The 25,811-nt window shown below is 27.6% G+C and carries 20 protein-coding genes and 1 pseudogene; 5 read left to right on the top strand and 16 right to left on the bottom strand.

Translation table 11 applies throughout. The features are described from left to right. The 8 genes from CLPUN_RS16980 to CLPUN_RS29250 form a co-directional block, all read right to left on the bottom strand. Window positions 1-4,814, bottom strand: a 4,814-nt coding sequence (locus CLPUN_RS16980) for a non-ribosomal peptide synthetase (RefSeq protein ID WP_143329076.1), incomplete at its 3' end; no start/stop codon positions are given. Window positions 4,815-4,842: 28 nt separating this feature from the next. After that, window positions 4,843-5,028: a hypothetical protein gene (locus tag CLPUN_RS16975; RefSeq protein ID WP_077848429.1), complete on the bottom strand. Its 186-nt coding sequence runs from the start codon at window positions 5,026-5,028 to the stop codon at window positions 4,843-4,845. After that, complete coding sequence (locus CLPUN_RS29255; protein ID WP_278281667.1) at window positions 5,025-5,150, bottom strand: hypothetical protein; 126 nt, start codon at window positions 5,148-5,150, stop codon at window positions 5,025-5,027. Before CLPUN_RS29255 ends, CLPUN_RS16975 begins: the two co-directional genes overlap by 4 nt. Before the next feature lie 1,166 nt (window positions 5,151-6,316). After that, window positions 6,317-7,498, bottom strand: a complete 1,182-nt coding sequence (locus CLPUN_RS16965; RefSeq protein WP_077848427.1) for a serine hydrolase domain-containing protein — start codon at window positions 7,496-7,498, stop codon at window positions 6,317-6,319. Between the two features lie 84 nt (window positions 7,499-7,582). After that, window positions 7,583-8,422, bottom strand: coding sequence for a Cof-type HAD-IIB family hydrolase (locus CLPUN_RS16960; protein ID WP_077848426.1), 840 nt, complete (start codon window positions 8,420-8,422; stop codon window positions 7,583-7,585). A 188-nt stretch (window positions 8,423-8,610) separates the two neighbouring features. Next, window positions 8,611-10,017: a L,D-transpeptidase family protein gene (locus tag CLPUN_RS16955; RefSeq protein WP_077848425.1), complete on the bottom strand. Its 1,407-nt coding sequence runs from the start codon at window positions 10,015-10,017 to the stop codon at window positions 8,611-8,613. 262 nt (window positions 10,018-10,279) lie between these two features. Further along, on the bottom strand, window positions 10,280-10,996 hold the full coding sequence (locus CLPUN_RS16950; RefSeq protein ID WP_077848424.1) for a DUF1287 domain-containing protein: 717 nt from the start codon (window positions 10,994-10,996) through the stop codon (window positions 10,280-10,282). A gap of 522 nt (window positions 10,997-11,518) precedes the next feature. Then, window positions 11,519-11,647, bottom strand: coding sequence for a hypothetical protein (locus CLPUN_RS29250; RefSeq protein ID WP_278281666.1), 129 nt, complete (start codon window positions 11,645-11,647; stop codon window positions 11,519-11,521). 604 nt (window positions 11,648-12,251) lie between these two features. Between CLPUN_RS29250 and CLPUN_RS16945 the strand changes: the two genes are divergently transcribed. Next, window positions 12,252-13,244, top strand: a complete 993-nt coding sequence (locus CLPUN_RS16945) for a right-handed parallel beta-helix repeat-containing protein (protein ID WP_077848423.1) — start codon at window positions 12,252-12,254, stop codon at window positions 13,242-13,244. Between the two features lie 388 nt (window positions 13,245-13,632). After that, complete coding sequence (gene cloSI / locus CLPUN_RS16940) at window positions 13,633-15,288, top strand: clostripain (RefSeq protein WP_077848422.1); 1,656 nt, start codon at window positions 13,633-13,635, stop codon at window positions 15,286-15,288. A gap of 442 nt (window positions 15,289-15,730) precedes the next feature. Here cloSI and CLPUN_RS16935 read toward each other — a convergent pair whose 3' ends face one another. From CLPUN_RS16935 to CLPUN_RS28800, 3 genes are all read right to left on the bottom strand, one after another. Continuing rightward, on the bottom strand, window positions 15,731-16,834 hold the full coding sequence (locus CLPUN_RS16935; protein WP_077848421.1) for a cell adhesion domain-containing protein: 1,104 nt from the start codon (window positions 16,832-16,834) through the stop codon (window positions 15,731-15,733). 130 nt (window positions 16,835-16,964) lie between these two features. Further along, window positions 16,965-17,228 (bottom strand): hypothetical protein, encoded by a 264-nt coding sequence (locus CLPUN_RS16930; RefSeq protein WP_077848420.1) that lies wholly within the window; start codon window positions 17,226-17,228, stop codon window positions 16,965-16,967. Between the two features lie 370 nt (window positions 17,229-17,598). Continuing rightward, window positions 17,599-17,895, bottom strand: coding sequence for a glycoside hydrolase family 16 protein (locus CLPUN_RS28800; RefSeq protein ID WP_242954166.1), 297 nt, complete (start codon window positions 17,893-17,895; stop codon window positions 17,599-17,601). 800 nt (window positions 17,896-18,695) lie between these two features. Between CLPUN_RS28800 and CLPUN_RS16920 the strand changes: the two genes are divergently transcribed. After that, the gene (locus CLPUN_RS16920) at window positions 18,696-19,262 is read left to right on the top strand and encodes a LemA family protein (protein WP_077848419.1); all 567 of its coding nucleotides are present in this window, start codon (window positions 18,696-18,698) and stop codon (window positions 19,260-19,262) included. Beyond that, complete coding sequence (locus CLPUN_RS16915; protein WP_077848418.1) at window positions 19,259-20,047, top strand: TPM domain-containing protein; 789 nt, start codon at window positions 19,259-19,261, stop codon at window positions 20,045-20,047. The genes CLPUN_RS16920 and CLPUN_RS16915 overlap by 4 nt, the downstream gene beginning before the upstream one ends. Before the next feature lie 103 nt (window positions 20,048-20,150). Here CLPUN_RS16915 and CLPUN_RS16910 read toward each other — a convergent pair whose 3' ends face one another. The 3 genes from CLPUN_RS16910 to CLPUN_RS16900 form a co-directional block, all read right to left on the bottom strand. After that, a complete protein-coding gene (locus CLPUN_RS16910; RefSeq protein ID WP_077848417.1) occupies window positions 20,151-20,420 on the bottom strand; it encodes a late competence development ComFB family protein in 270 nt (89 codons plus the stop codon). A gap of 183 nt (window positions 20,421-20,603) precedes the next feature. Further along, window positions 20,604-21,575, bottom strand: coding sequence for a methyl-accepting chemotaxis protein (locus CLPUN_RS16905; protein ID WP_077848416.1), 972 nt, complete (start codon window positions 21,573-21,575; stop codon window positions 20,604-20,606). A gap of 15 nt (window positions 21,576-21,590) precedes the next feature. Beyond that, entirely contained in the window at window positions 21,591-22,622 is a 1,032-nt protein-coding gene (locus CLPUN_RS16900) for an FIST signal transduction protein (protein WP_077848431.1), read from the bottom strand. Between the two features lie 653 nt (window positions 22,623-23,275). Between CLPUN_RS16900 and CLPUN_RS16895 the strand changes: the two genes are divergently transcribed. Continuing rightward, window positions 23,276-24,637, top strand: coding sequence for a CCA tRNA nucleotidyltransferase (locus CLPUN_RS16895; RefSeq protein ID WP_077848415.1), 1,362 nt, complete (start codon window positions 23,276-23,278; stop codon window positions 24,635-24,637). A 69-nt stretch (window positions 24,638-24,706) separates the two neighbouring features. On the opposite strand, the pseudogene CLPUN_RS16890 reads toward CLPUN_RS16895, so the two are convergent. Both CLPUN_RS16890 and CLPUN_RS16885 read right to left on the bottom strand, forming a co-directional pair. Beyond that, window positions 24,707-24,844, bottom strand: a pseudogene (locus CLPUN_RS16890) (aldo/keto reductase); the annotation flags it as partial. Between the two features lie 43 nt (window positions 24,845-24,887). Continuing rightward, entirely contained in the window at window positions 24,888-25,784 is an 897-nt protein-coding gene (locus CLPUN_RS16885) for a MurR/RpiR family transcriptional regulator (protein ID WP_077848413.1), read from the bottom strand. Window positions 25,785-25,811: the final 27 nt, after the last annotated feature.

Raw genomic sequence — 25,811 nt, 5'->3', positions numbered from 1 at the left:
ATAATCATTTCTATAGATCTATCCATTATTATTCCAACAATTTTTTCTTCTCTTACACCTTTTTCTCTTAAGGCTCTTCCTAAAGAATTTGACTTTTCATTTAATTCTCTATAAGTTAACTTTTGACCATCTAATACTACTGCTATATTGTCTGGCGTTTTCTCTGCTTGTTCTTCAAACAATTCCTGTATTGTTTTTTCTGATGATATTTCTTTATTCTTATTAAATTCATTTAGCAGTTTGTTTTTTTCTTCCACGCTTATCATATCCAATTCAGATAACTTAACACTTGGATTTAATGATACAGAATTTAACAGGTTATATAAATTATCCTTTATTGACTTTATAATTTCTTCACTATATACGTTACCGTTATAGGTTATTTTTATATTTAATTCATCACTCGGTGGTATAAGAATTCCGAAATCATAATTTGTATACTCAAATATTTTAAAATCTTCAATTTTTAAGTCTTCTTTTTTATTTGAATCTAAATTTTCACTGACTGGATAATTTTCATATACAAAAATGTAATTTATAAGCTTGTTTTTCAAAGAAGTCAATGATTGTAATTCTGCCAATGAACAATAGCTATATGTATTAGATTCAATAAAGTCTCTATTTATTTTTTTTACAACTTCTTTAAATTCCGTTCTGCTATCTGTTTTTATTCTTACAGGTACAGTATTTATAAATAACCCTACCATCATCTCTATACCTTCAACTTCATTTGCTCTTCCAGAAACTACAGAACCAAATACTACATCATCAGTATTGTTATATTTTTGGAGTAATACTCCCCAAGCTGTTTGAATTACAGAATTTAATGTTGTATTAGTTATTTTAGCTATGTTTTTTAATTTTTCTATTAATTCATTCTCAATAAAAATTACTTCTTCTTTATTATTAAAGCTATTTGACATTGTATTTAACTTTGGCAGTACTATTTCTTGCTCATATTCTTCAAGGTAAGTTCTCCAATATTCTAAAGCCAAAGCTTTATCTTGCTTGTCAAACCATTCTAAGTATTTACCATAAGATGGGGCTTTTTCAATAATGGCTTCTTTTTCCGCGCATAATGATTTATACATATTAGTTATGTCTTTCATTATGATCCCTAAGCACCATCCATCCATAATTATATGATGGAAACTACATATTACTTTATATTTATTATGAGAGGTCTTTATTACAGATGCTCTAATTAAACAATCTATTGTTAAGTCAAAGCCTTTATTTATATCCTCTTTTTTAAATTCTTCTATGTATTCACCTTTTTTTTCTTCGTCAAAACTGCTTATATCTTCATAGTTTATTGTTATTTCTCTTTTACTTAAAACTACCTGCTTAGGTTTAATCATGCCTCTATAGAAAAATGCTGTTCTTAATATTTCATACTTTTCTATAAGATGATTAAATACTTTATTTAATATTCCTATATTTAATGTTCCTTCTAACTCTGTTATACTTTGTTCAAAATAAGCACGAGAATTTTTATCAAGTATTAAATTGTATAATATTCCCTCCTGCATTGGTATTAAAGAATGAATTTTTTGTATATCTTGGTTAACAATGAGTATCTTTTCCAATTCTTCTATAGTCAGTTCATTATCTCCATAGTCCGATGGAGTTTTTTCTGTTTCTTGCTTCATTTCGCAATGATTTATTATATTAATTAAATGCTCCAAATATTTTTTTGATAACCTATTAATTGTTTCTTCTTTATATTCTTTTATACTATAATTAAATTCTATTTTAAGTTCATCATCTATAACTAATCCATTAATCTCAATAGGATGTGTTTTTTTGTTTGCTTTTGAAATACTAGAAGTATCACTTATTAGCTTAGAATATTTAAATAAACTCGTACTTTCCCTTTGGGCAAATTCTCCAAGATAATTAAAAATTATCTCTGGCTCTAATTTAAAAGTAATCTTGTCCTTTATTTCATTATTAGTTAAATATTTTAGTATTCCGTAACCTATACCTTTGTTAGGTATACGTCTTAAAGTCTCCTTTATGTATTTAATAGAATATGAGATATCATCAGTATTAGTCATATCTAAAACTACTGGATACATAATTGTAAACCATCCTATAGTTCTATCAATTAAAACATCTTCTATAATATCTTCTCTACCATGCCCTTCAAGATTTATAAGTACTTTCTCATTTCCACACCATTCTTTAACTGCCATACCAAGAGAACAAAGTAGTATATCGTTTATTTGAGTATTATATGCCATACTGGTTTTCCTTAGAAGCTTCTCAGTTTCTTTCTTTGAGAGACTTATCGTAATAGTTTTAGTTTCTCCCATTAAAGTTTCACTTTTTTCAAAATCCCTTGGTATTTCTTTTATATCTGTATTCTCTATTGTATTCCAGTATTCTATTTCTTTAAGTATCTTTCTACTATTAGCATATTCTATAAGCTTTTGATTCCATTCTTTATAAGAAGTAGTCTTGCTAGGCAATATTACATCTTCTTGCTTTTCTATAGCTCCATATGCTGTTTCCAAATCCTCCATAAGAATTCTCCAAGATATACCATCTACAATTATATGATGCATTGCTACAATCACATAATCACCTACTGGAGTTTTAAATAGACCTAGCTTTAGTAAAATTCCTTTTTCTAAATCCATTCCTTTTTGTATTTCATTTGATAATATTTCTATGCTATCCTCATACTTCTTATCTTCCACTAAATCATATAGATCTAGAGTAAATACATCTTCAATTCCCTCTAGTCCTCTATTTTTCTGATAAACTTCTCCTCTATCTTTTTCATATATCATCCTTAAGGCATCGTGATGCTTCATAATTTCTACAAAGGATTTTCTTAATATTTGTTCGTCTATACAATCCTTTTTATAAAAAATAAAAGATTGATTCCAATAATTCTCTTCTGAGAAATTGCTGTCAAAAAACCACTTTTGTATAGGAGCAAATTTTACATCCCCCTCAACCGTACCTTGATCTATTTCAAAATTCTTGTATATTACATGCTCACTTAATTCACTTATTGTAGGATGCTCCATTAAATCCTTAACAAGGAGATGAATATTATGATTTTGGAGTCTTGATATAATTTGTATTGATTTTATAGAATCTCCACCCACTTGATAATAATTATGATTTATACCTATTCCTTTTATGCCTAGTACAGCTTCCCATACATTAACCAAAATCTCTTCTATCTTAGTTCTAGGGGCTTCAAATGATATATGTGAAGTTTCAATTATATTTAATTCTAAAAGTACTTTCTTGTCAATTTTTCCATTTGATGTTAATGGTAACTTATCAATCTGAAATATGTAACTTGGAATCATATATGCAGGAATCTCTTTTGAAAGTTCATGCCTTACTGATAATATTTCCATTGCTTCTTCAGACGTTATATATGCACAAAGATACTTCTCTCCTTGCATATCACTTCTATCTATTACTACTGCCTCTTTTATCCCTTTAATTTTTAAAAGTTGATTTTCTATTTCACCTAATTCTATTCTGAATCCCCTTATTTTTACCTGATCATCTATTCTTCCAACAAATTCTATATTCCCATCGTTTAGCCATTTTGCTAAATCTCCCGTTCTATACATTTTGGTTCCTGGTTCAAATGGGTTGTCTACAAATTTTTCGACTGTTAATTCTTTTCTATTTATATATCCTCTTGCCAAGCTATCTCCTGATATACATAACTCTCCCACTTTTCCTATCGGCATTAAATTTAAGCGATTGTCAACATCTACTACATACGTTTTTAAATTATTTAGCGGTTTTCCAATAGGTACTGACGATAGATTTTGAACTTCTTCATAGTTCCACATCGTTGCACAAATTGTTGTCTCTGTGGGTCCATATGCATTCATATAATCTACCTTTTTACACCACTTATTTAATATTTTTTTATTAATAATTGATCCAGCAGTTATTAATAACCTTAGTGTTTTTATTTTCTGCTCATCGACATTACCTAAATATATGGGTGGTATCGTTGCCACTGTTATGTTATGTACATTGATATAATTACTAAAGTTTTCATAATTATCAATTGTTTCTTTTGATAATATATGCAACTCGGCTCCATTTAATAAACTCATATTTATTTCCCATACAGATGCATCAAAAGAAATACTAGCAAATTGTATCACCTTATCTTGTTCATTTATATGTAGCTTTTTCTCAAATAATTCTCTCAGATTAGCTATCCCAATATGTTCTACCAATACCCCCTTTGGTCTTCCTGTGGTTCCTGAAGTGTATATGATATATGCTAAATTATGTACTTCACTTAACATTTTCAGATTACTTGTTGTTCTTTCATATAAAGCTGGATCTTCTATATCTATGATTTCTCCATCATAGTCTATGTTTTTTTGTAATTTTTTTTGAGTTAGAAGTATCTCTGTATTACTATCTTCCAACATATATTTTATTCTCTCAACTGGGTATTCAGGATCTATCGGTAAATATGCACTCCCTGCCTTTAATATTCCTATTATTCCTATGATCATTTCTAAAGATCTATCTACCATTATTCCTATAATTTTTTCTGCCTCTGCACCTTTTTCTCTTAAAACTCTTGCTAAAGAATTTGCTCTCTCATTTAATTCCTTGTAAGTAAGTCTCTGACCATTAAATACTACTGCTATATTATTGGGTATCTTTTCTACTTGTTCTTCAAATAATTGTTGTATTGTTTTCTTCATATATTTTGCATCTGTCTTATTAAATTCATTTATAATTCTATTTTTCTCTATTTCACTTATAATATTTAACTCTGAAATATCCACATTATTATTTTTCATAACAATTCCTCTCTTAATACGTTTTTCTTTAACATAACATCCTATTTATAATATCAATTATATTTTCAGGATTATCGTTAATAAAAAAATAATTCCCTTCAAAAGTATATATCCTCCGCTCTCCACTATTGTGGTTACTCCATTCATCAAGCTCTTTTAAAGTAATCGAATCTTGCTTTCCACTAAATACTGATATATTACATTCGCTTTTCATCTATAATGATATTTTCCCAATATTTTCAAATCTTTTTTTAGTATAAGAGTAATTATTTCTAATAATTCATTGTTGTTAATTACTTTTTTTGAAGTTTCTCCAAGTTCTGTGACTTTCTTCATAAAATCACTATCTGGCAAAGTATGAATATTTTCTTTATTTCTTTTAATATTATGAGTTCTATATCTCGAAAAAACATGTGCTTTAGTTTTGTAAAGCACATGTTGCAAATTTTATAATAAAAGTTCATAACCTAGACGATTCCCATACTGTATCAACACATAGCATATTCATCATCACATTATTCTTTAATGTCTATATTTTATAAAACATACTTAATTAATTATTTACATCTTCTTTATCAATAATAATTAAATTTGCTTATTGTGAAAAAGTTTTTAACTCTCCACTTTACCATTACATTTTACTTATTTTAAGGTAAATTTTATCTCTAGCCACATAATTAACTTAATTACTATCACTTTTGTTAGAAATAGTAACTATTATGAATTATTTGTAATTACATATTCTCATAATACATAGCTTAAGTACATATTTTTTTCTTAAAATATGTACTTTCAAGCTTAAAAAAGCAGATATTTTACGTATACGCTTCTTTTTTTCAAAACATTCTTTTACGCTTTAAAACATATATTTTACTACAAAAGTATTTACTTTTTACTAAATATATGTATACTTCATCTAATTATCATTACCAATTTTTAGTCTTATAAGACATATATTTAAAAAACTAATCTAATATTTTTAAAAGCAATCACTAATATGCTTTTATTTAATCATAAATTAAACATAATCACTTATAATTGACCTATATCAATTTAATAAAAAAAACACCAAATTATTAAACTGATGTTTTCTATGTGAATTTATTCTGTTTTCATATTTCTTTTAATCAGCTTAATCAATCGTTTTAGTTCTTCTCTTAATTTCAACTTTATTTCATGTTCCATGCAATCACTTAAATACTCAGACATAATAATAAACTCTTTTAAAAATCTTTTTGTTATTCCTAAATATATTTTTTAATTAAATTGAATTTTCTATCACTTTTATAATAATAAAAATTGCTTATGGTTTTATTCCTTTAATTATTGTATATTATTTTCATTAAATATAAATAGTTTTATTATTCACCTTATTTTATCCTACAAATAGTCAAATTATTTAAAAATAATTTTTGTTCTAACTATTTCCTACTACGAATTCAACAATGCAATTTTCAAATCTATTATTTTTTACACTTCTGAGAATTTCAAAATATTTTAATTTATTCACAACACGAACTTAGGACAATATTCCGTAACTTTCTAGTAAGAGTAGTGGTACCAGCATCAGTTTTTTGCATCATAAATAAGAATGTTAAATTTTCCTTTGGGCAGTTACAGAAATATGCACCAAGCCAACCATCCCATCCATATTCTCCAATACTTCCCAGATCACCAGCCTTACTGCAATCTGTCATTACACGCATTAAGTTCCCGTAACTGTGTCCACATAGTGTAAGCCAAAGATCAAAGCTTTTCTGCTGCATAGTATTTAAAGTCCCTGACGTTAGATATTTAACTGTGTGAGGTTGTAAAATCTGAACACCATCCAAACTACCTTTATTCATAAGCATACTAGCAAATCTTCCATAATCATCTATAGTAGATACTAGACCAGCTCCTCCAGATTCAAATGCTGGCTCCCTATCCATCTGATGAATTATACCTAAATGATCTCCGATGTAAAGTTCTAAACCTCCATTTTTATTATATGCATAAGTTTTTACAAGTCGCTCTCTCTTTTTTTCAGGTAACCAAAATCCAGTATCTCTCATACCTAGTGGCTTAAATAATTCTTCTTTTAGAAATTCTCCAAACCTTTTACCACTAACTATTTCAATAATGGCCCCTAGTACATCCGCAGAAGTACCATATTCCCAAGAAGTTCCTGGCTGAAAAGCAAGTCTACATCTTCCTAATTTATTCATAGCTTCTATAGTACTTATTGGTGAATCACCTAGTAATCTACTACCTATCTCCTGAAACAAATCTTCTGTATCCTTCCCAGCTCTATGATCTCCACCATATACCAATCCTGAGGTCATAGAGAGTAAATCCTTAATTGTTACTTCCCTTTCTGCCGAAACCAAACTTTCACCTTTATCAACCATCTGGTCTTTAAATCCGAAGAGATACTTACTTACTGGTTCATATAAATCAATTTCACCACGTTCCAAAAGTATCATCACCGCTGCTGCTGTAACTGGTTTGCTCATAGAATATAATCTAAAAATAGAATCTCTTTTGATTGGAACTCCTTGTTCCCTATCAGCTAAACCATCTTCATGATAGAAAATTTCTTTTCCACCTTTTATTATCATTAAATTTCCACCAGCTATAACATTATTGTCTATATTATCTTTTAGTATTTTTTTTACCTGGTTCATTTCGTTTTTACCAAACATTTTCATTTCCCTCACTTAATTGACTAGTGTTTTATTATCTTAATTTTTATATTATTTTATAAAATTTTTTTATTAAACTTTATATTACACTAATTTTTCTAAAATAAACTTGACTATAACCTTTGCAACACCATTATTATCATTAGAATCTGTTACAAAATTTGATTTTTTCTTAACTTTTTCATTAGCATTTCCCATTGCAACTCCCATGCCTGCAAACTCTATAGCTGATAAATCGTTGTCACTATCACCTATAGCAATTATTTCTTCCTTTTTAATATTATAATAATTTGCAAGAATTTCAATTGCCTTTCCCTTTGAGGTTCCCTTTTTAGTAATTTCAATATTATGATTAGATGAACTGGTAATTTCAATTTCACTTACGCTTTCTAATTCTTTTCTAAGATTATGTATTTTTTCTCTATTTCTATTTATAATCTCACATTTAATTATATTATCTTTCTCATGATTAAAAACATCAAACCATTTTTCTTCATCTTTTATATAATTTAGTTTAACATTTCTATTTATAAACCCTCTTATTTTTAAAAGCTCTATACCAATTTTTAACTTTAAGTCACCACAATATATTTTATATACACTATTAAAAATAGGTTTTACATTATATTTATTAAATATTTTTAATAACTTCTTACACGCTTCCTCATCAATAACACTTTTATAAATAACATCATCACCATGCTTTTCTTTAATAATTGCCCCTGTACATGCAATAATAGGAGAATTTAACCCTATAAAATCTGAGTAGGCTACTGCATCAACATAAGTTCTACCTGTACTAATAACTACATGAACTCCCATATCATGAGCTTTTCTAAGAGTACTTTTTGAAATTTTACTGATTTTATGATTACTATTTAAAAGTGTTCCATCCATATCTATGCAAATTAATTTATATTTCATACTACACCTTCCAATAAAATGTGTTTATATGGATTTACATAGTTTATTAATAATTCCATACTTAACTTAAGTATACAAATATTCTTATTGAAATTCAATCCACTTAAAAGTTTTAAATTAGTCATTAGTTTTTCTTGATAAAATCTTTATAACTATGCAAATTGTATCGTCATTTTTTAACTATATTTCTATTCTTCATAACAAATAACTGGAGTTCCATCTTCTATATTGTTAAAAATTGTTTTAGCTAAATATAATGGAGCATTTACACATCCATGGGTTCCATTTCTTTTATATATATCGCTTCCAAAAGAATATCTCCAACTAGCATCATGTATTCCTATATTTCCGTTAAAAGGCATCCAATAAGTTACTTCCGATTCATAATTGTGTCCTCTTAGAGTTGCTTCTTTTTGTTTATAATTAAGCATATATATTCCAACATTAGTGGAATTTCCCTTGTTTGGATCACCTGTTACTACAGGACCTTGAGTTATAAGTTTTGCATCTTTATAAAACCATAAATGCTGTCTTGTTATGTTAATTTCTACATAAGTTTCACCTATGTCATTAGTATTACCTATTTCATCCCTATATAAAGCCTTTTGAGTATATATAGGTTCTTTTTGAAGTAATTCACCGAGTTTTATATTTTCTAATAATGCTTTTGTTTCAGCAGAACAATTAATTTTCCATCCATAAAATCCGCCTTTAACTTCTACTATTTTATTTATAGATGTTTTAATTTTTCTTGGTATGCCAACTGTATCATATTTTTTACTCAATCCTTGTACATATTCCTTAACTGCTTTTTCATTTATTACTACTTCTAATTTATCATCAACATAAAGCCATTGATTTATTATATTATCATCTAACATTTCATTTTGACTTCCAAATATATAAGTTATTTTTGTTGATACATACTTATTAAGTAAATTCTTAGTTTCTATAGTTTTATCAGAACTTAAAGTGTACTTTGGATTTTCGTAACAAAGATTTTTATCTAAATCTAATTTTGTTTTTCCTTCTAATATACTTTTTTCTATAGCTTCATTTAATTTATCTGTGTATATCTTATTTCCATATACTTCTTTAACCACTTCATATGAATCATTTGAATACTTAAAACTTACATTTTGAGGTTCTATAATTTTTTTATTTAAACAGTTTAATTGATTTATTTTATTTTTTAAATTATCTTTATCATAAAGAAATATATCCTCTACATAATATTCTTGTTCCTTAAATAACGAGCTTATCCATTTAAATAAACTTTGCATTTTATAAATTTTAGAAATACTATTTTTTTCATTATACAACATTCCTATATCTTGTCCTTTTATTTTTTCTATTTCTCCATCTCTTTCAATTAACTGTAACTCATAATCTTTAATATAACTTCTAATTATATGATTTACATCATCATGTGACTTTAATGATACATCTACACCATTTATTACTGTATTAAAAAAGTAATGATTAGCAAAGTATAATGAAATAAGCAAATATATTAGTATACTTGAAGCTATTAAAATAATATTTTTTCCTATGATCTCACTTTTAAAAAGCTTTTTTACATTAATATTCTTCATATCTATTATCCTCTTCATCAAAAATACATTTTATTTAAACATAATAATTAATTTATAATATGTTTGTATTTTTGATTTTAAAACTTAATTATAGAAATGTAATCTTAAAGCTTCTTAAATTAACAGTAAAATTGAGCATTAAGCGCACTACTAAACATAATAAAAATTTTAAACCCAACAGACGCATAGTATACTTATATTGAATTTATTTTGTTATTAGAATTATACAACCTAACAACTTAAAGCACTCTGGTAACAACATCTAATATTTCCATCTGTAATGTCCATGAATTGGATTATAAAACCAGCTCAATTTAGCCTCTGATGCGCATGGATGGGAATTATGAATAACATAAGGTATACCGTCATCATCCCTTTTATCTGAAATAATAGCAATATGCTCATATCCCTCAATAAAAACTATTATATCTCCCGGCTGCCACTCTTTTAAATTATTTATGTCATCTTCCTTGAATTCTGTAGTTAACTGAATACAATTTTTTTTGAAAAACGTATCTTGATTTAAAACTCGTCTAAAATCAATATTGGGATCCGCTTTTCCGTTCACTTCCTTATATTGAGTTTTATTTTCCTTAATATCTTTATCTATTAAATCTTTGATTGATATATCTATACCTTTAAATCCTCTCCATATTACATCAGTGCAAACTCCTTCACCATTTGGTGGATATCCTCCTATATAGTATGCATCTTTATATATTGTCTTCTGCTCAGCTTCTTTTCTCGCAGAATTTACTATATCTATAGGATCAGGTATTCCATTTTCATTTTTATCAACCTTTGAACTTTCATCTGGAACATTAACTTTCCTAATTGGTACTACATCAGTAGTTTGTTTTATTTGAATGTTTAATTCAGTATTTGTTTTATTATATTGAAATTTTTGTAATATAATTGTAGCTATTAAACATATAACCAATAATCCTATTAATATAACTAATATCTTCGTTTTTTTCACTCTTATCCCTCATTAAAACAATCTTTTCTATCTCCTTATTATTTTATAGCTTTATTTATATCTGTCCTTACCTGGTAACAATTTCAATTTTAGTTAACAAACGACATAATCCTTCTACCTTTTGAATATATCAATCTCTTGTTTTTGTTATATTATTTGTTCCTAATAATTTTATAAAATCCATCTCATTTATTTCATTATGCCATTTCTTTTATATTTAAGATTAAAGCAATATATATTTGATTTGTATAATATTTGCGTCTCATTAATAGACATAATAGCCATCTAAATCCTCACTATCCTAACTCAAAAATAGAAAAGGATAGCACTATCAGTTTCCAACAAATAGTCTACCCTTATTATACTACAAAACATTATCTTTTAACCCATTTTTTTCTAAAAATTATAACATTACTTTCCTATAAATTTATAACTTATTATATATTATTAAGTAAAACAAGCATGCCAAAGAATATCTAAAAAATTAACCTATTTAAGCAATCAACATCCCCATACACTCAATCACAAAACTCTCAAAATAGTAAACATATTAGTAAAAATCTTATCCTCATATCTCTCAAATTTAACGGTTATAAACTCCTCATCTTCACTAACCAAAATCCCTTTTTCATACTTATCATTTTCAACCATTTCTCTTCCTTCTTAGCCTCCTCCGTCTCTTCCATTGCATTATTTTTTTCTTTAATAATAACCTTCACTTGTCTAGCAACATCCTTAAAATCAGCTTTTGGAGCATATTTTTCTTCTACTATTTCATCAAAAGATTTTATTTAAACTGCTCATTTTTCCCATGCTTTGATTACTTTTTATATTACTTTGATAACATCCAAATATAAACAAAAATTTATATCAAATCAGTATTTTGTCATAAAACATATATATTTAGGAATAAAAAGAAGATATATAATCGTGTAAGTCGATTTATTAAGAAAAATGTATTTAGAGAATAAATTTATGCATTTAAAGAAAATTACATTTAAATATACTAAATATTGTGAGAATATATATCTGTAAGTAAAACTGCAGTTTTGTTCACGTTAACATTAAACATTATATTTGGTACGACATAATTAAATTCTTGTGAATCTTATCGAAAGAGGTAAAAATGATATCTCTATAGCTAACTCACAAAGTAATGTATAGATTTTTAATATAACATTTTAACAATAAAAACATAATAACAAGTGTATATCTTATCTATAATTTAAAAATTAATAAAAGGGAGATTTTATCTATGAAAAAAATTAAAAGTTTATGTTTAATTGCCGCTCTAAGTGCTATGGTTACAGGAGTAAGTTTATTACAAAGCACATCTGCTTATGCAGCTACAACTATACATGTAAGTGAAGGTGGTACTTCTTTGTCACAAGCTTTAGTTTCAGCTAAACCAGGAGATACTGTTCTAATAGATGGAACTGTACACTCACAACCAGTAAAAGTACCTGCTGGAATATTACTAATGGGGGGAGGCGAAGGCAACTTTGGAGTCATAGATTTTTCAGGTTCTTCAGGATCTAATGCTAGAGGTTTAACAATTAATACTGATGGATCAACTATTGCAAATTTAGAAATACTTAATGCTGGAGATAACGGAATTTACATGGAAGGTTCATATAATACTCTTCAAAGTTTATGGGTTCATAATAATCAAGATGCTGGTGTACAATTATCAAATGGTGCAGCCAATAATACTTTAACTAACATTACTTCTTATTATAATGCTGATGGATTTGCAATTAAATTACATTCAGGTGAAGGAAATGTCTTAACAGATTGTATAGCACAAGAAAACTCAGATGATGGATATGACTTATATGCCGCTCATGGTGCTGTCCAATTTATTAGATGTAAAGCTATAGCTAATGGATATTATAACGGAATTTATGGTGATGGAAATGGATTTAAGGTAGGAGGAGTTGATAATAAAACTCCAGGTGTACCAGCACATTTAGACCCATTAAATCATGTTCTTATTGATTGTGTAGCTCAATCTAATTTAGCAGCTGGATTTGATAGAAATAATCAAAGTGGTGTTGTTACAATGCAAAACTGTATTGGTCAAGACAATGGTAAAGGTAACTTTAACTTTCCAGCTACAGGTACACCATCTGCTTTAAAGAAAAAAGTCACATTTGGTAGAGCTATAATTGATTCATGTACATCTATTGGTGAAGGTGCAAATAATATTACGGGAGCTGATTTACAAGGAGAATGTACAGGTTTTTAATATAATATTTTATCAAATTGATATATCACATTAAAACTATTAAAATAGCATAAAAAGTATATTTTTAATCATAAAAGTCAAATAAGTAGAAAAAAGTGATTTTAATTGATTATTTTCTCATTTAAAGACAAATATATATACTTTTTTATCAAATTAAAGTATTATACAAACATATTAAATCCCTAATATTCAAAATTCTCTAACTAAAGCAAAGAATATCATAGTTATTTCTACATAGACAATGATATTTACATTGCATGTAAAACCAAAATAATTACACTGAAGTAAAATGCAGTCTATAGAGTAGGTAATTTAAGAAAAGTCTATTCTATAGGTTGCATTTTATTCTATAGAAGTTAATAAAAAATATTTAAAGGGGGCTAAAATTATGATTAAGAACAAATTTACTTTACTCACTTCAGCTATATTTATAGCTACTTTTTTATTTTGTGTTACGCCAGTCAAAGCAATTGACAGCATTGATAATAATGCTTCGACGGAAACAAACACAGATATCAATAGTATAGACAAGCCTTATACTAAAGAAGTCACACAAGAAACTAATAATGCAAACAATATCCTTGCAAAAAAAATAGGCTCTAAAACAAGCAGCAATACAAACAAAAAACTAACAGTTATGGTTTACAGTGATGCAGATAATAACTTAGAAGAGAGTTTACTTGAAGATATTCAACAAATGAAAGATGGATATGTAGATAACCCAAACTTGAACCTAATTGTTTTAGTTGATAGAACTCCAGATTATTCTGAGGATTCAAATGTACTCGGAGAGGATTTTTCAGACACAAGAATGTATAAAATTGAAAAAAACAAAGCAATTAGAATTAATGGCGGCGATCAATTTCCTGAGATAACCAAAACTAATACTTATGAGGCAAATATGGGTGATGGTAATACACTAAAGAAATTTATAGATTCTTGCAAAAAAAATTATCCAGCAGATAAATATTCACTTATTATTTCTAATCACGGTGGTGGTGCAAGAGACAGCAAGTTATTACAAAAACCAAAAGATCCAAAAGCAGTATGTTGGGATGATACAAATGATGGAGATTGCTTATATACTGCTGAAATAACAGATACATTAACTAATAATGAATCTGTAGATGTATTAGCTTATGATGCTTGTTTAATGGGAACAGCGGAAGTCGCATATCAATATAGATCAGGTAATGGAAGCTTTCAAGCAAATGTTATGGTTGCATCAGCTCCTGTAGTTTGGGGAAATGGGTATGATTATAAAAAAATTTTTAGTAGACTGAAATCTGGTGGCGGAAATAATGGACTAACAGATACAACCTTAGGTGGAAAAGAACAATTTTTTGATCCTTCAGCAGTTACTGATCTTCAATTAGGAGCTATAATGGTTGAGGCTCAAAGAGATTCTGCTAAAGCAGCAAATGCAAATGACCAAGTTTTAAGTTGTTATGACCTTACAAAAATAGAAAATGTAAAAAATTCTGTAGATAAGCTAGCTATAAGTCTATGGAACGAAAATAAAAAAGCTGATATGGAAAGCCTTAGAGGAACTGGCAAAACTGTATCTCTGATTCATTACTTCATTGAAACAGATAAATATGAATGGTTAGCTTATCCTTACTTTGATTTATATGATTTATGTAAAAAAATAAGTACAAGCACTGTTTTTAGTACTAATGTTAAGAGCTTAGCTGTAGATGTAATGAAAAATGTAGATGCTATGATTGTTTATTCATATGGTGGAACAAAGTTTAAAGGATTTACTGAAGGTAAAAGCGGATTAAGTATATTTTTGCCAGATGGAAATAAAATGTATAGAGATGTATCTGCTAATATAAGTTATTCAGAATGGACAGGTCAAAGATGGTACAATTCAATAGATACAACTACTCTTCAATCAGATTATCTATATGGCAAATTAAGCTGGTGTAAAGATGGACAATCTCCTGAAGCTAATAATGTTGGTAATTGGTTTGAGCTTCTTGATTCATGGTTTGATAGTTCAAATGATCAAACAGGTGGAGATAACGGATACCAATGGTAAAATTTAAATAACAATTTACTATAAGTCTAGTTTAATGAAGATTTTATAAAAAACAGCAAATAATAACTACAATAAAGCGTAGCTCCTAATTAACTTTTAATTAGGAGCTACGCTCCTTCTTCTTTCTACTTAATCCTTATTAATTGTTTTATTGTTAGAAGCTATTTTCACCGCTATTAATTTTAGCCTCCATATTCAATAATCTAATTGTCTTAAGCTCTTTCCTCATTACTTACATTTTTATAGTATTCCTTAAAACTTCAATTAATTTTTTCAATTTACAAAAACTATAATACTTATTCTCAAATAACTTTTTATCCTAACTATTAGAATGTTTTACACTTACAAAATAATTGATTATAAAAAATGTTCTTCATAATTAATAAAGAACATTCAATTTCTCAAGACTGAATGTTCCTTATTTTCATATCTAAAAATTTATCTAATAACTAGATTTTTCAAAGGTATCATCTGAAACAGTTATAGTATTTTTACCTGATTTTTGATACCACATATACCCTAAATTAATCATTTCTTTTAATCTAGTTGTTTTAGTACTTGCTGATGCAGCTGCATTACCTGTATTTTTATTATTTACAGTTTCTGCTGGTGGATTGAAAGTAAATGAATAAAAATACCATTCTCTACTTGCAGCATGTTTTCCTGATTGATCTATAAAAGGGACATAATCAGGATAGAAGTCAGTAAATACTGCTAACTTTCTCATCTCTAAATTACTATCTCCGATTAATAAATCATTTATATTACTTGACTTATATTCTTCAAAAACTACACCTTTTTCTTTTAATTTAGTTACATATTCCCTACAAACTTCGCCTGTCCATTCTCCGCCTAAATAACTCTTTCCACCTTTACTCCAAAAAGGATCTAATAATGCAACCCTATTTGGTCTCAAATTAATAGAAAATTCTCCACTTGAAATAGAATCTTCTATTAATTTGCTAGAATTTATAACCATCTGATTTCCTAGAGAATGTCCTACTAATCTTATTTCACTACCAGTAAAATTTTTCATAGCTTTTCCATATACATTCTTAAAAATTTCAGCAACTGATTTTTCAGATCCAGCATAAGATTCATAAGATCCATCAATCTTTCTCCATCTCATTTTTTTTGAAGTTTCGTTTGTCCAAATTTTTGCTTCTGCATCTTTCAATTCGCCTTCATCTGCAAACTGATTCCAATAGAATATTCCTATATTCCATCCAGCTTTTACCCAGTAATCAGCACTATTCACATTTAAGTCTATTCCCGAATTATTACTAGTTGCATTAAATGTTTCTCTATGCAGCTTTTTAGTTGAACCATTTTGCCAGCCATGTATATATATAACGGTTGGTTTGCTTGGGTCAAAATAACTATTCTTTTGACCTTCTACATATTTTTCGGATTGATTATTCTGCCCAAACCAATATATTCCAGTATCTAATGTCTTTCCATCAAAAACAGCTGCTTTAACATTTAATGTTCCACCACCTAAAACACATAATAGTAAAGCAAATAATGATATTACTATCTTTCTCATACTTTTACATTCCTTTCATCAATTAAATATACAATTTTACTTTATTCAAAATTATAAGTATAAAATTGTCTTACTTATGGTGTAACAAGTCTAGTAGGAAAATCATTTGTATTATAACAAGTTGTTGTATCTACTCCAGATGATTTGTATACCATACCTTAACCATTAATCTTTGGTTGTTAAGTGAAGCAGCATTTAAATTATAAGAATATACTGTAGGATGATTTCCAGTACCTGTTGCTGAAACATTCATTGTTTGAGTTCCAAGTAATACTGCCCCAGTACCATCTGCATTAACTTTTAAAATATCAACTGTAATATTTGAACTGCTCCCTGGATTATTTGTCCATAGTGTAAAATTCCATTTGCCACTTGGATAAGTGCCATTAACCAATGGAGTGGTTCAGAAATTTGGAGTTGTATTAATTGTCTTTGTGGCTGCCACCCAGATATTACATTTTTTGTAGTTTGCATATTTTGACTAGGAGTACCAATGCCAGTTACTGCTTGATTAGATAAATACCATGTTGTACTTGAAGTATCATGACCAGATCATTGTTGATATACACGCACATAGTCAACATACATTTTAGCAGGAAATTGTGTTGAGTGATCTGGACTTCCTGGCCAGTTTCCTCCTACTGCTAAATTAAACAGAATAAAAAAGGTTTATGAAATTCATCTGTTCCATTAACACTATTTAATATATTGGCTTCCAAATATTTAGCTCCATCTATAAACCACTTAATTGAGCTTGCATTCCATTAAATTGAATAAACATGATATTGAGTTACATCAAGATTCCCAGATGGTCCTCCATAATTTGCATACTTATTATCATCCCAGTGAATAGTACCATGTATATTAGCTTCATCGTTTACGTGTTCCATAATATCAATTTCGCCACATTTAGGCCAAACTGCTTGAGAAATATTTAATCCTAACATCCAAAATGCTGGCCATATACCTTGTCCACTCGGAAGCTTCATTCTTGCTTCAATTTTCCCATACTTGAATTCCTTTAATCCTTGGGTTTTAATACGACCTGATGTATAACCCATCCCACCAGAACCGGTTCCAGTCTCATTAATCCAATTTGCTTTATTTATATTGTTTCCATTAAACTAGGTAGTGGCAGCATTTGCATTAATAGCAGAAAGTACTGAAGATATTAGCGCAAACACCATAATTAAACTAAAAACTGTTTTCTTTTTCATTAAAAAGCCCCCTTATTAATTTTGCATTTTATTTACCTAGTATTAACCATTCTATTTTTTACCAATACATACATTTAGCAACATATATTATAGATACCTAAATGTAGAATTTATACGTATAATGTAGAAGTCATATCGTATTAACTTAGAGCAAACTTTTAAATTGTTTTAGGTATCTATAATAGAAACATTACTATTTTCAATTTTCAGTGTAAATAATTTTATAGTAAATCATACTTTTATCTTCATAAAACATCAATATCATCCAAATATATAGATTAAGACAAAAAATCAGCATTTTACGACTCATTTAAGTATTAATAAAACTTATTGCAATTCATATAAATGGCTCTAACAACGGCATTTAGCATCAAATAACAAAAGAATTTCATTCCATAATTCTTTTTTCATTTGTATAATACTGGCTTGACATTCAGAATTTTATCTTTTATCGTAAATAAATTAATTATGAGAAAAAATAGATTAACGTCCTGACTCATTTTTTATTATTTTCTAATTGTAACTTTTTCTAATAAAAATACTTTATTTTTCTGAGTTCTCTTTATTTTATTCATCTAATCTTCATTATAAATTTAAAGATTTCTGCATATACTAACCATAGTATAGAAGGGAGGAATGGTTTTATGAATAAAAGTATGAAAATAATATTAGTCATAGTTGGAATTTTAATAATTTTAGCTATCCCTGTTAGTGACTACAATAGTTTAGTTTCTCTTGAACAAAAAGTTAATTCAGCATCCTCAAATATTGATACTCAACTCCAAAGAAGATCTGATTTAATACCTAATTTAGTTAGTACGGTTAAGGGATATGCTACTCAAGAAAAAACAATATTCACAGATATTGCAAATGCAAGAAGCAAACTCGCAGGAGCTACAAATGTATCAGAACAAGCTAATGCGGATAATGAATTATCTAGTGCTCTTTCACGATTATTAGTTGTTGTAGAGAATTATCCTGATTTAAAATCTAGCCAAAGTTTTAGAGACTTATCAATTCAATTAGAGGGAACTGAAAATAGAATTGCAGTGGCTAGACAAGATTATAACACTGCTGTAACAAATTATAATACTAAAAGAAGAAGATTCCCTAGTAATATAATCTCATCATTATTTGGTTTTCAAGAAAAAATACTTTACAAAGCAAGTGAGGGTGCAAAAGAAGTACCTTCTGTGGACTTTAATAAGTGAAAATAAATAATAAAAGTAAATTTATAAGCTTATTTATAATTTTTCTTCTTTTAGTAGTTTCTTTTTTTTCATTTCCAGTAATAGGTGAAATTAAACTCCCCTCTCCAACTCCTCATAAATATATAAATGATTATGTGAAAATAATAAATCAAACCGAATCAAATAACATAATTTCTATAGGAAAAGAGTTAGAAGATAAAACAGGTGCACAAGCTGTTGTGGTTATAATAGATTCAACTAATAACATTCCTATTGAAGAATTTGCTATTAATTTATTTAGAACTTGGGGAATTGGGCAAAAAGAAAAAGATAATGGCTTATTAGTTCTTTTAGCTATAAAAGACAGAGCTTGGAGAGTTGAGGTTGGACGTGGACTTGAAGGTGCTGTTCCAGATGCATTAAGTAGCAGAATTATTGAATCAATTGCAAAACCTAATTTTATAGAAGGTAATTATGGAAAAGGAATCATTAATTCATATAGTACATTATGTGATTATATTGCAAAAGAATATAACGTTACCTTGGATAAATCTTTAAAAATTTCAGTAACTGATACTAATACTATTTCTACTGGTAATTTTAAACTTTATGTTGGAATTTTTTTAGGTTTAATTCTATTAGATTTATTATTTAATAGAGGACGAATTTCTTACACGCTTTTGCAAATTCTAATTCTAAATAGCATCTTTAGAGGAAATGGCCCCAAAGGAGGTTCTTCTAGTGGTGGCTTTGGCAATTTTGGTGGTGGTTCCTCTGGTGGCGGTGGTTCCAGTGGAAATTGGTAAAACTTCCACTTTAAAACATAAATAAGATAATTATTTTTAATAATTATCTTATTTTACTTCTCATATAATAAATATACTAATAATTTTATCATAGTTGTAGTTTTTATCTATCATGATTTGGACTACTATTAACTTTATTAATTGCTTTTGTAACTTCTACGATTATGTCTGTTTCAACTTGTTGTTTAGTACTTTCCAATTTAGCCATTATTTTTCCTAAAGGTGTAGCTACATAATATGGTTTTAAATTATTAAGTGAAAGTGTATAAATATCTCTTTTACATTTATCACATTTACATCCATCTACTTTTTCTAACAAAATTTCCATATACTCATTAACCCATATTTCCATATAATTAATAACATCGTGCATTATATCTTCTCTCCCCTTATTAAGACGTTAAACTATCCTTAAAATTTACTACAGACAATCTACAGCAATCCCCCAAAATTTACAAATAACACAATCATATTATTAATTTTACTATAATTTAACTATAATAAAAAGTATTTATTGAGTTTTAATTAAAATTTTGTTATATTCTCCACAAAATTTTTATTCATTTTCCAGAATTTTTATTTGATTAAGATTATTAAGTATGTGCATATAACAATCTGCTTTCTTTTGTATACCATAAATTATAGTTTCCAATTGTTGATTTTCTGCTTTTGATTTATTCACTAAATTAGTTAAACTAATTGATATTTCTTTTATTCCATGCAAATTATTACTTTGAGAGTCTTGTACTTCTGCCACATTTTTATATACACCTAGTTCAGCATCAACAATCCTGTCTAATATAGAAGATGAACCTTCAATAATTTCAGTAGCCTTAGTTATAACACCAGAACCTTCATTTGATTTATTTACTAATTGTTCCATAGATGTAGTTAACATTTGCAAGGAATTCATGATATCTTTTGCATTTTCCTGCGTATCAACAGAAAGTTTTTTTATTTCGTTAGCAACAACAGTAAATCCCTTTCCTGCTTCGCCCACTCTAGCTGCCTCTATTGATGCATTTAATGATAATAAATTTGTTTGTTTTGCAATACCAGTTATCATAGTTGCAAACCCTTGAATGCTATTATAATATTGTTGGATATCTGAAATTAAATTTAATAATTCCTCAAATACTTGTGATACAGAACCGACTTGATTTATTAAATCGCAAAATTCATTTTTAGCATTCTCTATTTCTTTTTGTGAATTATCAAGACTTACGACTACACCATCGACAAGTTTTTTTGTTTTATCGCTATTATGAGATAAACTTTGCAAGTATTCATTAACTTGTTCTGTTTCTTGTGTCGTATATTCTGCTCCCTTTAAAAGTGTATTTAATCCGTGAGTCATATCCCCTTCTTCATGAACAAGAATATCAATATTACTTTGTATTTGTGAGTTTAACTCAAAAACTTCTTTTGCATACAAAAATCCTTTTTCTTCTGATTTTATCTCAGTATTAACCTTACTTTCAGATGATTTTATTTTCTCTATCTTATCTTTATTAGAAATTTTAAACATTTTAATGCCTCCTTACTATTCAACTATCAACATTACCATCGTTTGATTGGCATGCGCTTTATAGTATTGTTCTCCATAACTTATAAAACCTGCAGTATTAGGACAGAATGAAATAATTTCTTTATCTATACTTTTCCAAAGATTTTCTTGTTGGAATTTTAAACTTCGTAAGATACAATTTATTGCAAAAACAAAAGTTGGTTTAAAAGGAATATCTCCAATAGTCTTTTTTATTTGAATAACTGGATCAACTGATTTAAGAACTTCTACAAAAGTATTGGCCATTAATTGACAATAAAATGTAATAGATTTATCTGTATTCACCTTCATAGGTGAAGCAATAAAAATTTCATCTCTATAAATTTTTCCTAAAGGATTATTCATAAAATGATTAGGCAAGTCTGATTCACTAACATTTAAAATTTTTGCATATTCTATACTTGCAGGAACATTATTAAAGGTTTTTACAGTTCTATTAATAGCATCTGCCTCCGTTACTAACAAACGTGCTCCACTTGGAACATATATATTTTCTTTGATTAAAGTTGTTCTTCTGCTTGTATTAAAAAATAAAACAGTACTATGAACTCTTTTAGACCCTATAAATATAAATGTTTCTTTAAATTTAAGATTATCACCAGCGCTTCCACCTATAATTTTAAAATTATCATGTGTAAAATAAAATGTAGTAACAATACTTTCTTCCATTCCAGTTAATCCATCACATAATAACAATGCAAAAGCATTTACATTATTTTGTACCTTTTTATATGCTTTCTTTAAATTACTAATACTTTTTATTGGAGGATAAAGTATTTCCACAACTTCTGCATCTGATAATTCATATTCAAAACCTGAAATAATTCCATCTTTATACCCTTCTATACTGTATTCCCCAGATGTAGAACAAAGTGTAACATTTGATGAAACTAACTTAGATAATTCCAATATAACTTCTACTGTAGAAAATAAAACAAATCCTTTATTACTATTTGTTTTTGTATACTTAGATACTCCTTGTGGATTTGAGAAAATTAATGATTTCATAATAACAGCTCCTAACATTTAAAATAATTTCTCCAAATATTCGATTATGTTGCAATTTTAATTCTTCACTGGAATTAACCGCCTTTACACACTTTTTATTTTTTACAACATATTTCCTTAAATACAATATTCTTATATATAATATTATCATAAAAGCATTAAAAATAAAATTTTCTTCTTCTTTTACCAATTTTTATCAATTGTTCTTTGTCATTTAATTTATGATTTTCTATAATTTTGTCAAATAAACATTTCAAAGTTTAACAAAAGTATAATTTTATATTAATATTTGCTCCCAATCTTCTATCTATTAATAATTTAATATTTTAAAGAAACATAATATTTTAGCATTTGTATACCAAGATGCTTTATTATGGTATAATCATAAGATTATAATTATACCATATCTTTAAGTTCAAATATTAATTGTTAATATTTTCTAAAAAATAGAGTTCACAAAGTTATCTCTAAATACAAACTTTTAATTATATATATATGTTCTAAAAAATTTTGTTCATTAAGACTTAATTTCTATATTAGAGTGATTGGATAAGACAACCAACTAAATTATGAACTTTCTTAATTAGAACTTATATATGTAAATTATTATGAAATAGATATGTTGTAATATTATATTAGGAGGATAAATACCGATGATGTTAAAAATTAATATACCTAAAAATCCTGCTTTAGCAGTAAAAATGTTAATAGATTCAGGTTTTGAAGCAGGTGTTGTTGGAGGATGCATTCGAGATGCCCTTATGAATAAGATTCCTCATGATTGGGATATCTGCACATCAGCTACACCAAATGAAATTCAATCAGTATTTCACAACTTTAAACAACTTGCTGTAGGTTTAAAACATGGTACTGTAGTTATTTTTATAAACGATGAAGAAATAGAAATAACAACCTATAGAATAGATGGCACTTATTCCGATGGTCGTAGACCTGATACTGTATCATTCACAAGAAATTTAGTAGAAGATTTAAGCAGGCGAGATTACACACAAAATGCTATTTTTTTTAATGAATCTGTTGGAATAATAGATCCTTTTAACGGTGTATCTGATATTGAACGTAAAATTATTAGATGTGTTGGGGATGCTAATAAAAGATTAAGAGAAGATGCTCTAAGAATTTTACGAGGAATTAGATTTGCATCTAATTTAGGGTTTATAGTAGAAGAATCTACAAAAACAGCAATGTTAAAAAATAAAGAACTTTTAATAAATATTTCTCAAGAACGAATTGCTGTAGAATTTATAAAAATTCTTCAAGGCAAAAACGCAATAAATATACTTGATGAATTTCAAGAAATTATATTATGTATTATTCCAGAAATAAAATCTATGATTGGATTTGAACAAAATAACCCTTATCATTGCTATGATGTTTGGAAACATACCCTTATTACAATTAATAACGTAGACGAATTAATATTAAAATTAACTATGTTCTTTCATGATATTGGAAAGATAAATTGCTATAGAATTGATACGCAAGGAATTGGTCATTTTTACGGTCACGCAGATGAATCCACTAGAATTGCATCTGAAATTTTCAAAAGAATGAAATTAACAACTTCAGAATTAATTTCTAAAAATGACATAAAAAATGTTATACAACTAATAAAATATCATGATATAGTTATCAAACCACAAAAAAAGAGTATTCGAAAAATCTTATCTAAATTAGACGGTAATATATCACAATTTCAAAGATTACTTTCAGTAAAAAAAGCTGATATTCTAGCCCAAAACCCTGATAAAGCACTGATTCGCTTAGGCGAAATTGATTCTATTCAAAAAATCTTTAATGAAGTAATTGAAGAAAATATTTGCATAACATTAAAAAAATTAGCTATTAATGGTAAAGATTTAATTGATATTGGTATTCCAGCAGGTGAAAAAATTGGTAAAATATTAAACCAATTACTTGAAGATGTTCTTGCTGAAAATTTATCCAATGAAAAAGAATCACTATTAATAGCAGCAGAAAAATATAATTATTAATAATTTCATGCTTAAAACATAAAAACTGTTTCAAAAAAAATCCACCTAGTAATTAAATTCTAGGTGGAACTCCTTCTTTTTTTGAACAAATGCAAAGCTATCAAAATTTTTAGCTATATCATAATGTGTTACTCCTAAATTATGAAGAAGATAATAATCAAAATAATCTACACTAGATTTTTGTAACTGTTCATTAAAAACTCTTTCAAAAAAAGTATCTACCATTTGATTTTATATTCATTCATGACTCTTAATCATCTGATACATTCCTATTATTAATTGAATATACATTATAAGTTTGCCAGATTTTTTCTAAGTTTCCAAATACATAAGAAATATTTTCTTTTTCTCTCATTCCAACAGCAATAATTAAAGCATTTATTACTGATAATGGTGCAACTAACGAATCTACAAATGATGCCATATTACTTTGAGCTATTAATGTATAATCTGCTTTAGCTGCTAATGGTGATAATAAACTATCTGTAAGCGCAACTACTTTTGCTCCTCTGTCTTGAGCAAATTCCAAAGCATCTATTGTCTTAGCTGCATATCTTGGAAACCCAATACCAATGACTAAGTCACCTTCACCCACATTTATCATTTGTTCAAAAACATCTGAAATACCATAACTTACAATCTTTACATTTTGTAATATTATGTTTAGATAAAATCCTAAAAATTCTGCAATCGCTGTTGAACTTCTAAGACCGATTATATATATTCTTTGTGCTTCAAATATATTTTTCACAACCTCTTCAAATGTATTTTGATTTATTTTTTCCAAGGTAGCTCTAATATTTTCCATATCTGCCTTAAGTACACCTTTTAAAGCATCACCATCTGAGAAATAGTCATTTCTAAGCTCTAATCTTTGCACTGTAGTAAGTTTATTTTTTATAAGTTCTTGCAATGCTTTTTGAAGTTTTGGATATCCTGAAAATCCAAGTTCAATTGCAAATCTTACAACTGTTGATTCTGATACTCCTACAGAGGTTCCAAGCTTAGCTGCTGTCATAAATGCAGCTTTATCATAATATTTTAATATGTATTCAGCTATTAATTTTTGTCCCTTACTTAATCTTATAAATTTGCCTTGAATTAGTCTCATTAAATCTTTGCTATTTTCATTATTTAATTCATCCATACTTTGCCTTCCCACTATCAATTTTGA

The sequence above is a fragment of the Clostridium puniceum genome, from assembly GCF_002006345.1.
GTDB classification, from domain to species: domain Bacteria; phylum Bacillota; class Clostridia; order Clostridiales; family Clostridiaceae; genus Clostridium; species Clostridium puniceum.
The sequence above is the reverse complement of the archived record's forward strand: the minus strand, read 5'-3'. Positions and strand labels throughout refer to the sequence as shown.

Excerpts from the sequence above, each read along its gene's own strand:
- CLPUN_RS16975 (WP_077848429.1), bottom strand. The coding sequence starts at position 5,028 with ATGAAAAGCGAATGTAATATATCAGTATTTAGTGGAAAGCAAGATTCG.
- CLPUN_RS29255 (WP_278281667.1), bottom strand. The coding sequence starts at position 5,150 with ATGAAGAAAGTCACAGAACTTGGAGAAACTTCAAAAAAAGTAATTAAC.
- CLPUN_RS16965 (WP_077848427.1), bottom strand. The coding sequence starts at position 7,498 with ATGTTTGGTAAAAACGAAATGAACCAGGTAAAAAAAATACTAAAAGAT.
- CLPUN_RS16960 (WP_077848426.1), bottom strand. The coding sequence starts at position 8,422 with ATGAAATATAAATTAATTTGCATAGATATGGATGGAACACTTTTAAAT.
- CLPUN_RS16955 (WP_077848425.1), bottom strand. The coding sequence starts at position 10,017 with ATGAAGAATATTAATGTAAAAAAGCTTTTTAAAAGTGAGATCATAGGA.
- CLPUN_RS29250 (WP_278281666.1), bottom strand. The coding sequence starts at position 11,647 with ATGGTTGAAAATGATAAGTATGAAAAAGGGATTTTGGTTAGTGAAGAT.
- CLPUN_RS16945 (WP_077848423.1), top strand. The coding sequence starts at position 12,252 with ATGAAAAAAATTAAAAGTTTATGTTTAATTGCCGCTCTAAGTGCTATG.
- cloSI (WP_077848422.1), top strand. The coding sequence starts at position 13,633 with ATGATTAAGAACAAATTTACTTTACTCACTTCAGCTATATTTATAGCT.
- CLPUN_RS16935 (WP_077848421.1), bottom strand. The coding sequence starts at position 16,834 with ATGAGAAAGATAGTAATATCATTATTTGCTTTACTATTATGTGTTTTA.
- CLPUN_RS28800 (WP_242954166.1), bottom strand. The coding sequence starts at position 17,895 with ATGGGTTATACATCAGGTCGTATTAAAACCCAAGGATTAAAGGAATTC.
- CLPUN_RS16920 (WP_077848419.1), top strand. The coding sequence starts at position 18,696 with ATGAATAAAAGTATGAAAATAATATTAGTCATAGTTGGAATTTTAATA.
- CLPUN_RS16910 (WP_077848417.1), bottom strand. The coding sequence starts at position 20,420 with ATGCACGATGTTATTAATTATATGGAAATATGGGTTAATGAGTATATG.
- CLPUN_RS16905 (WP_077848416.1), bottom strand. The coding sequence starts at position 21,575 with ATGTTTAAAATTTCTAATAAAGATAAGATAGAGAAAATAAAATCATCT.
- CLPUN_RS16900 (WP_077848431.1), bottom strand. The coding sequence starts at position 22,622 with ATGAAATCATTAATTTTCTCAAATCCACAAGGAGTATCTAAGTATACA.
- CLPUN_RS16895 (WP_077848415.1), top strand. The coding sequence starts at position 23,276 with ATGATGTTAAAAATTAATATACCTAAAAATCCTGCTTTAGCAGTAAAA.
- CLPUN_RS16885 (WP_077848413.1), bottom strand. The coding sequence starts at position 25,784 with ATGGATGAATTAAATAATGAAAATAGCAAAGATTTAATGAGACTAATT.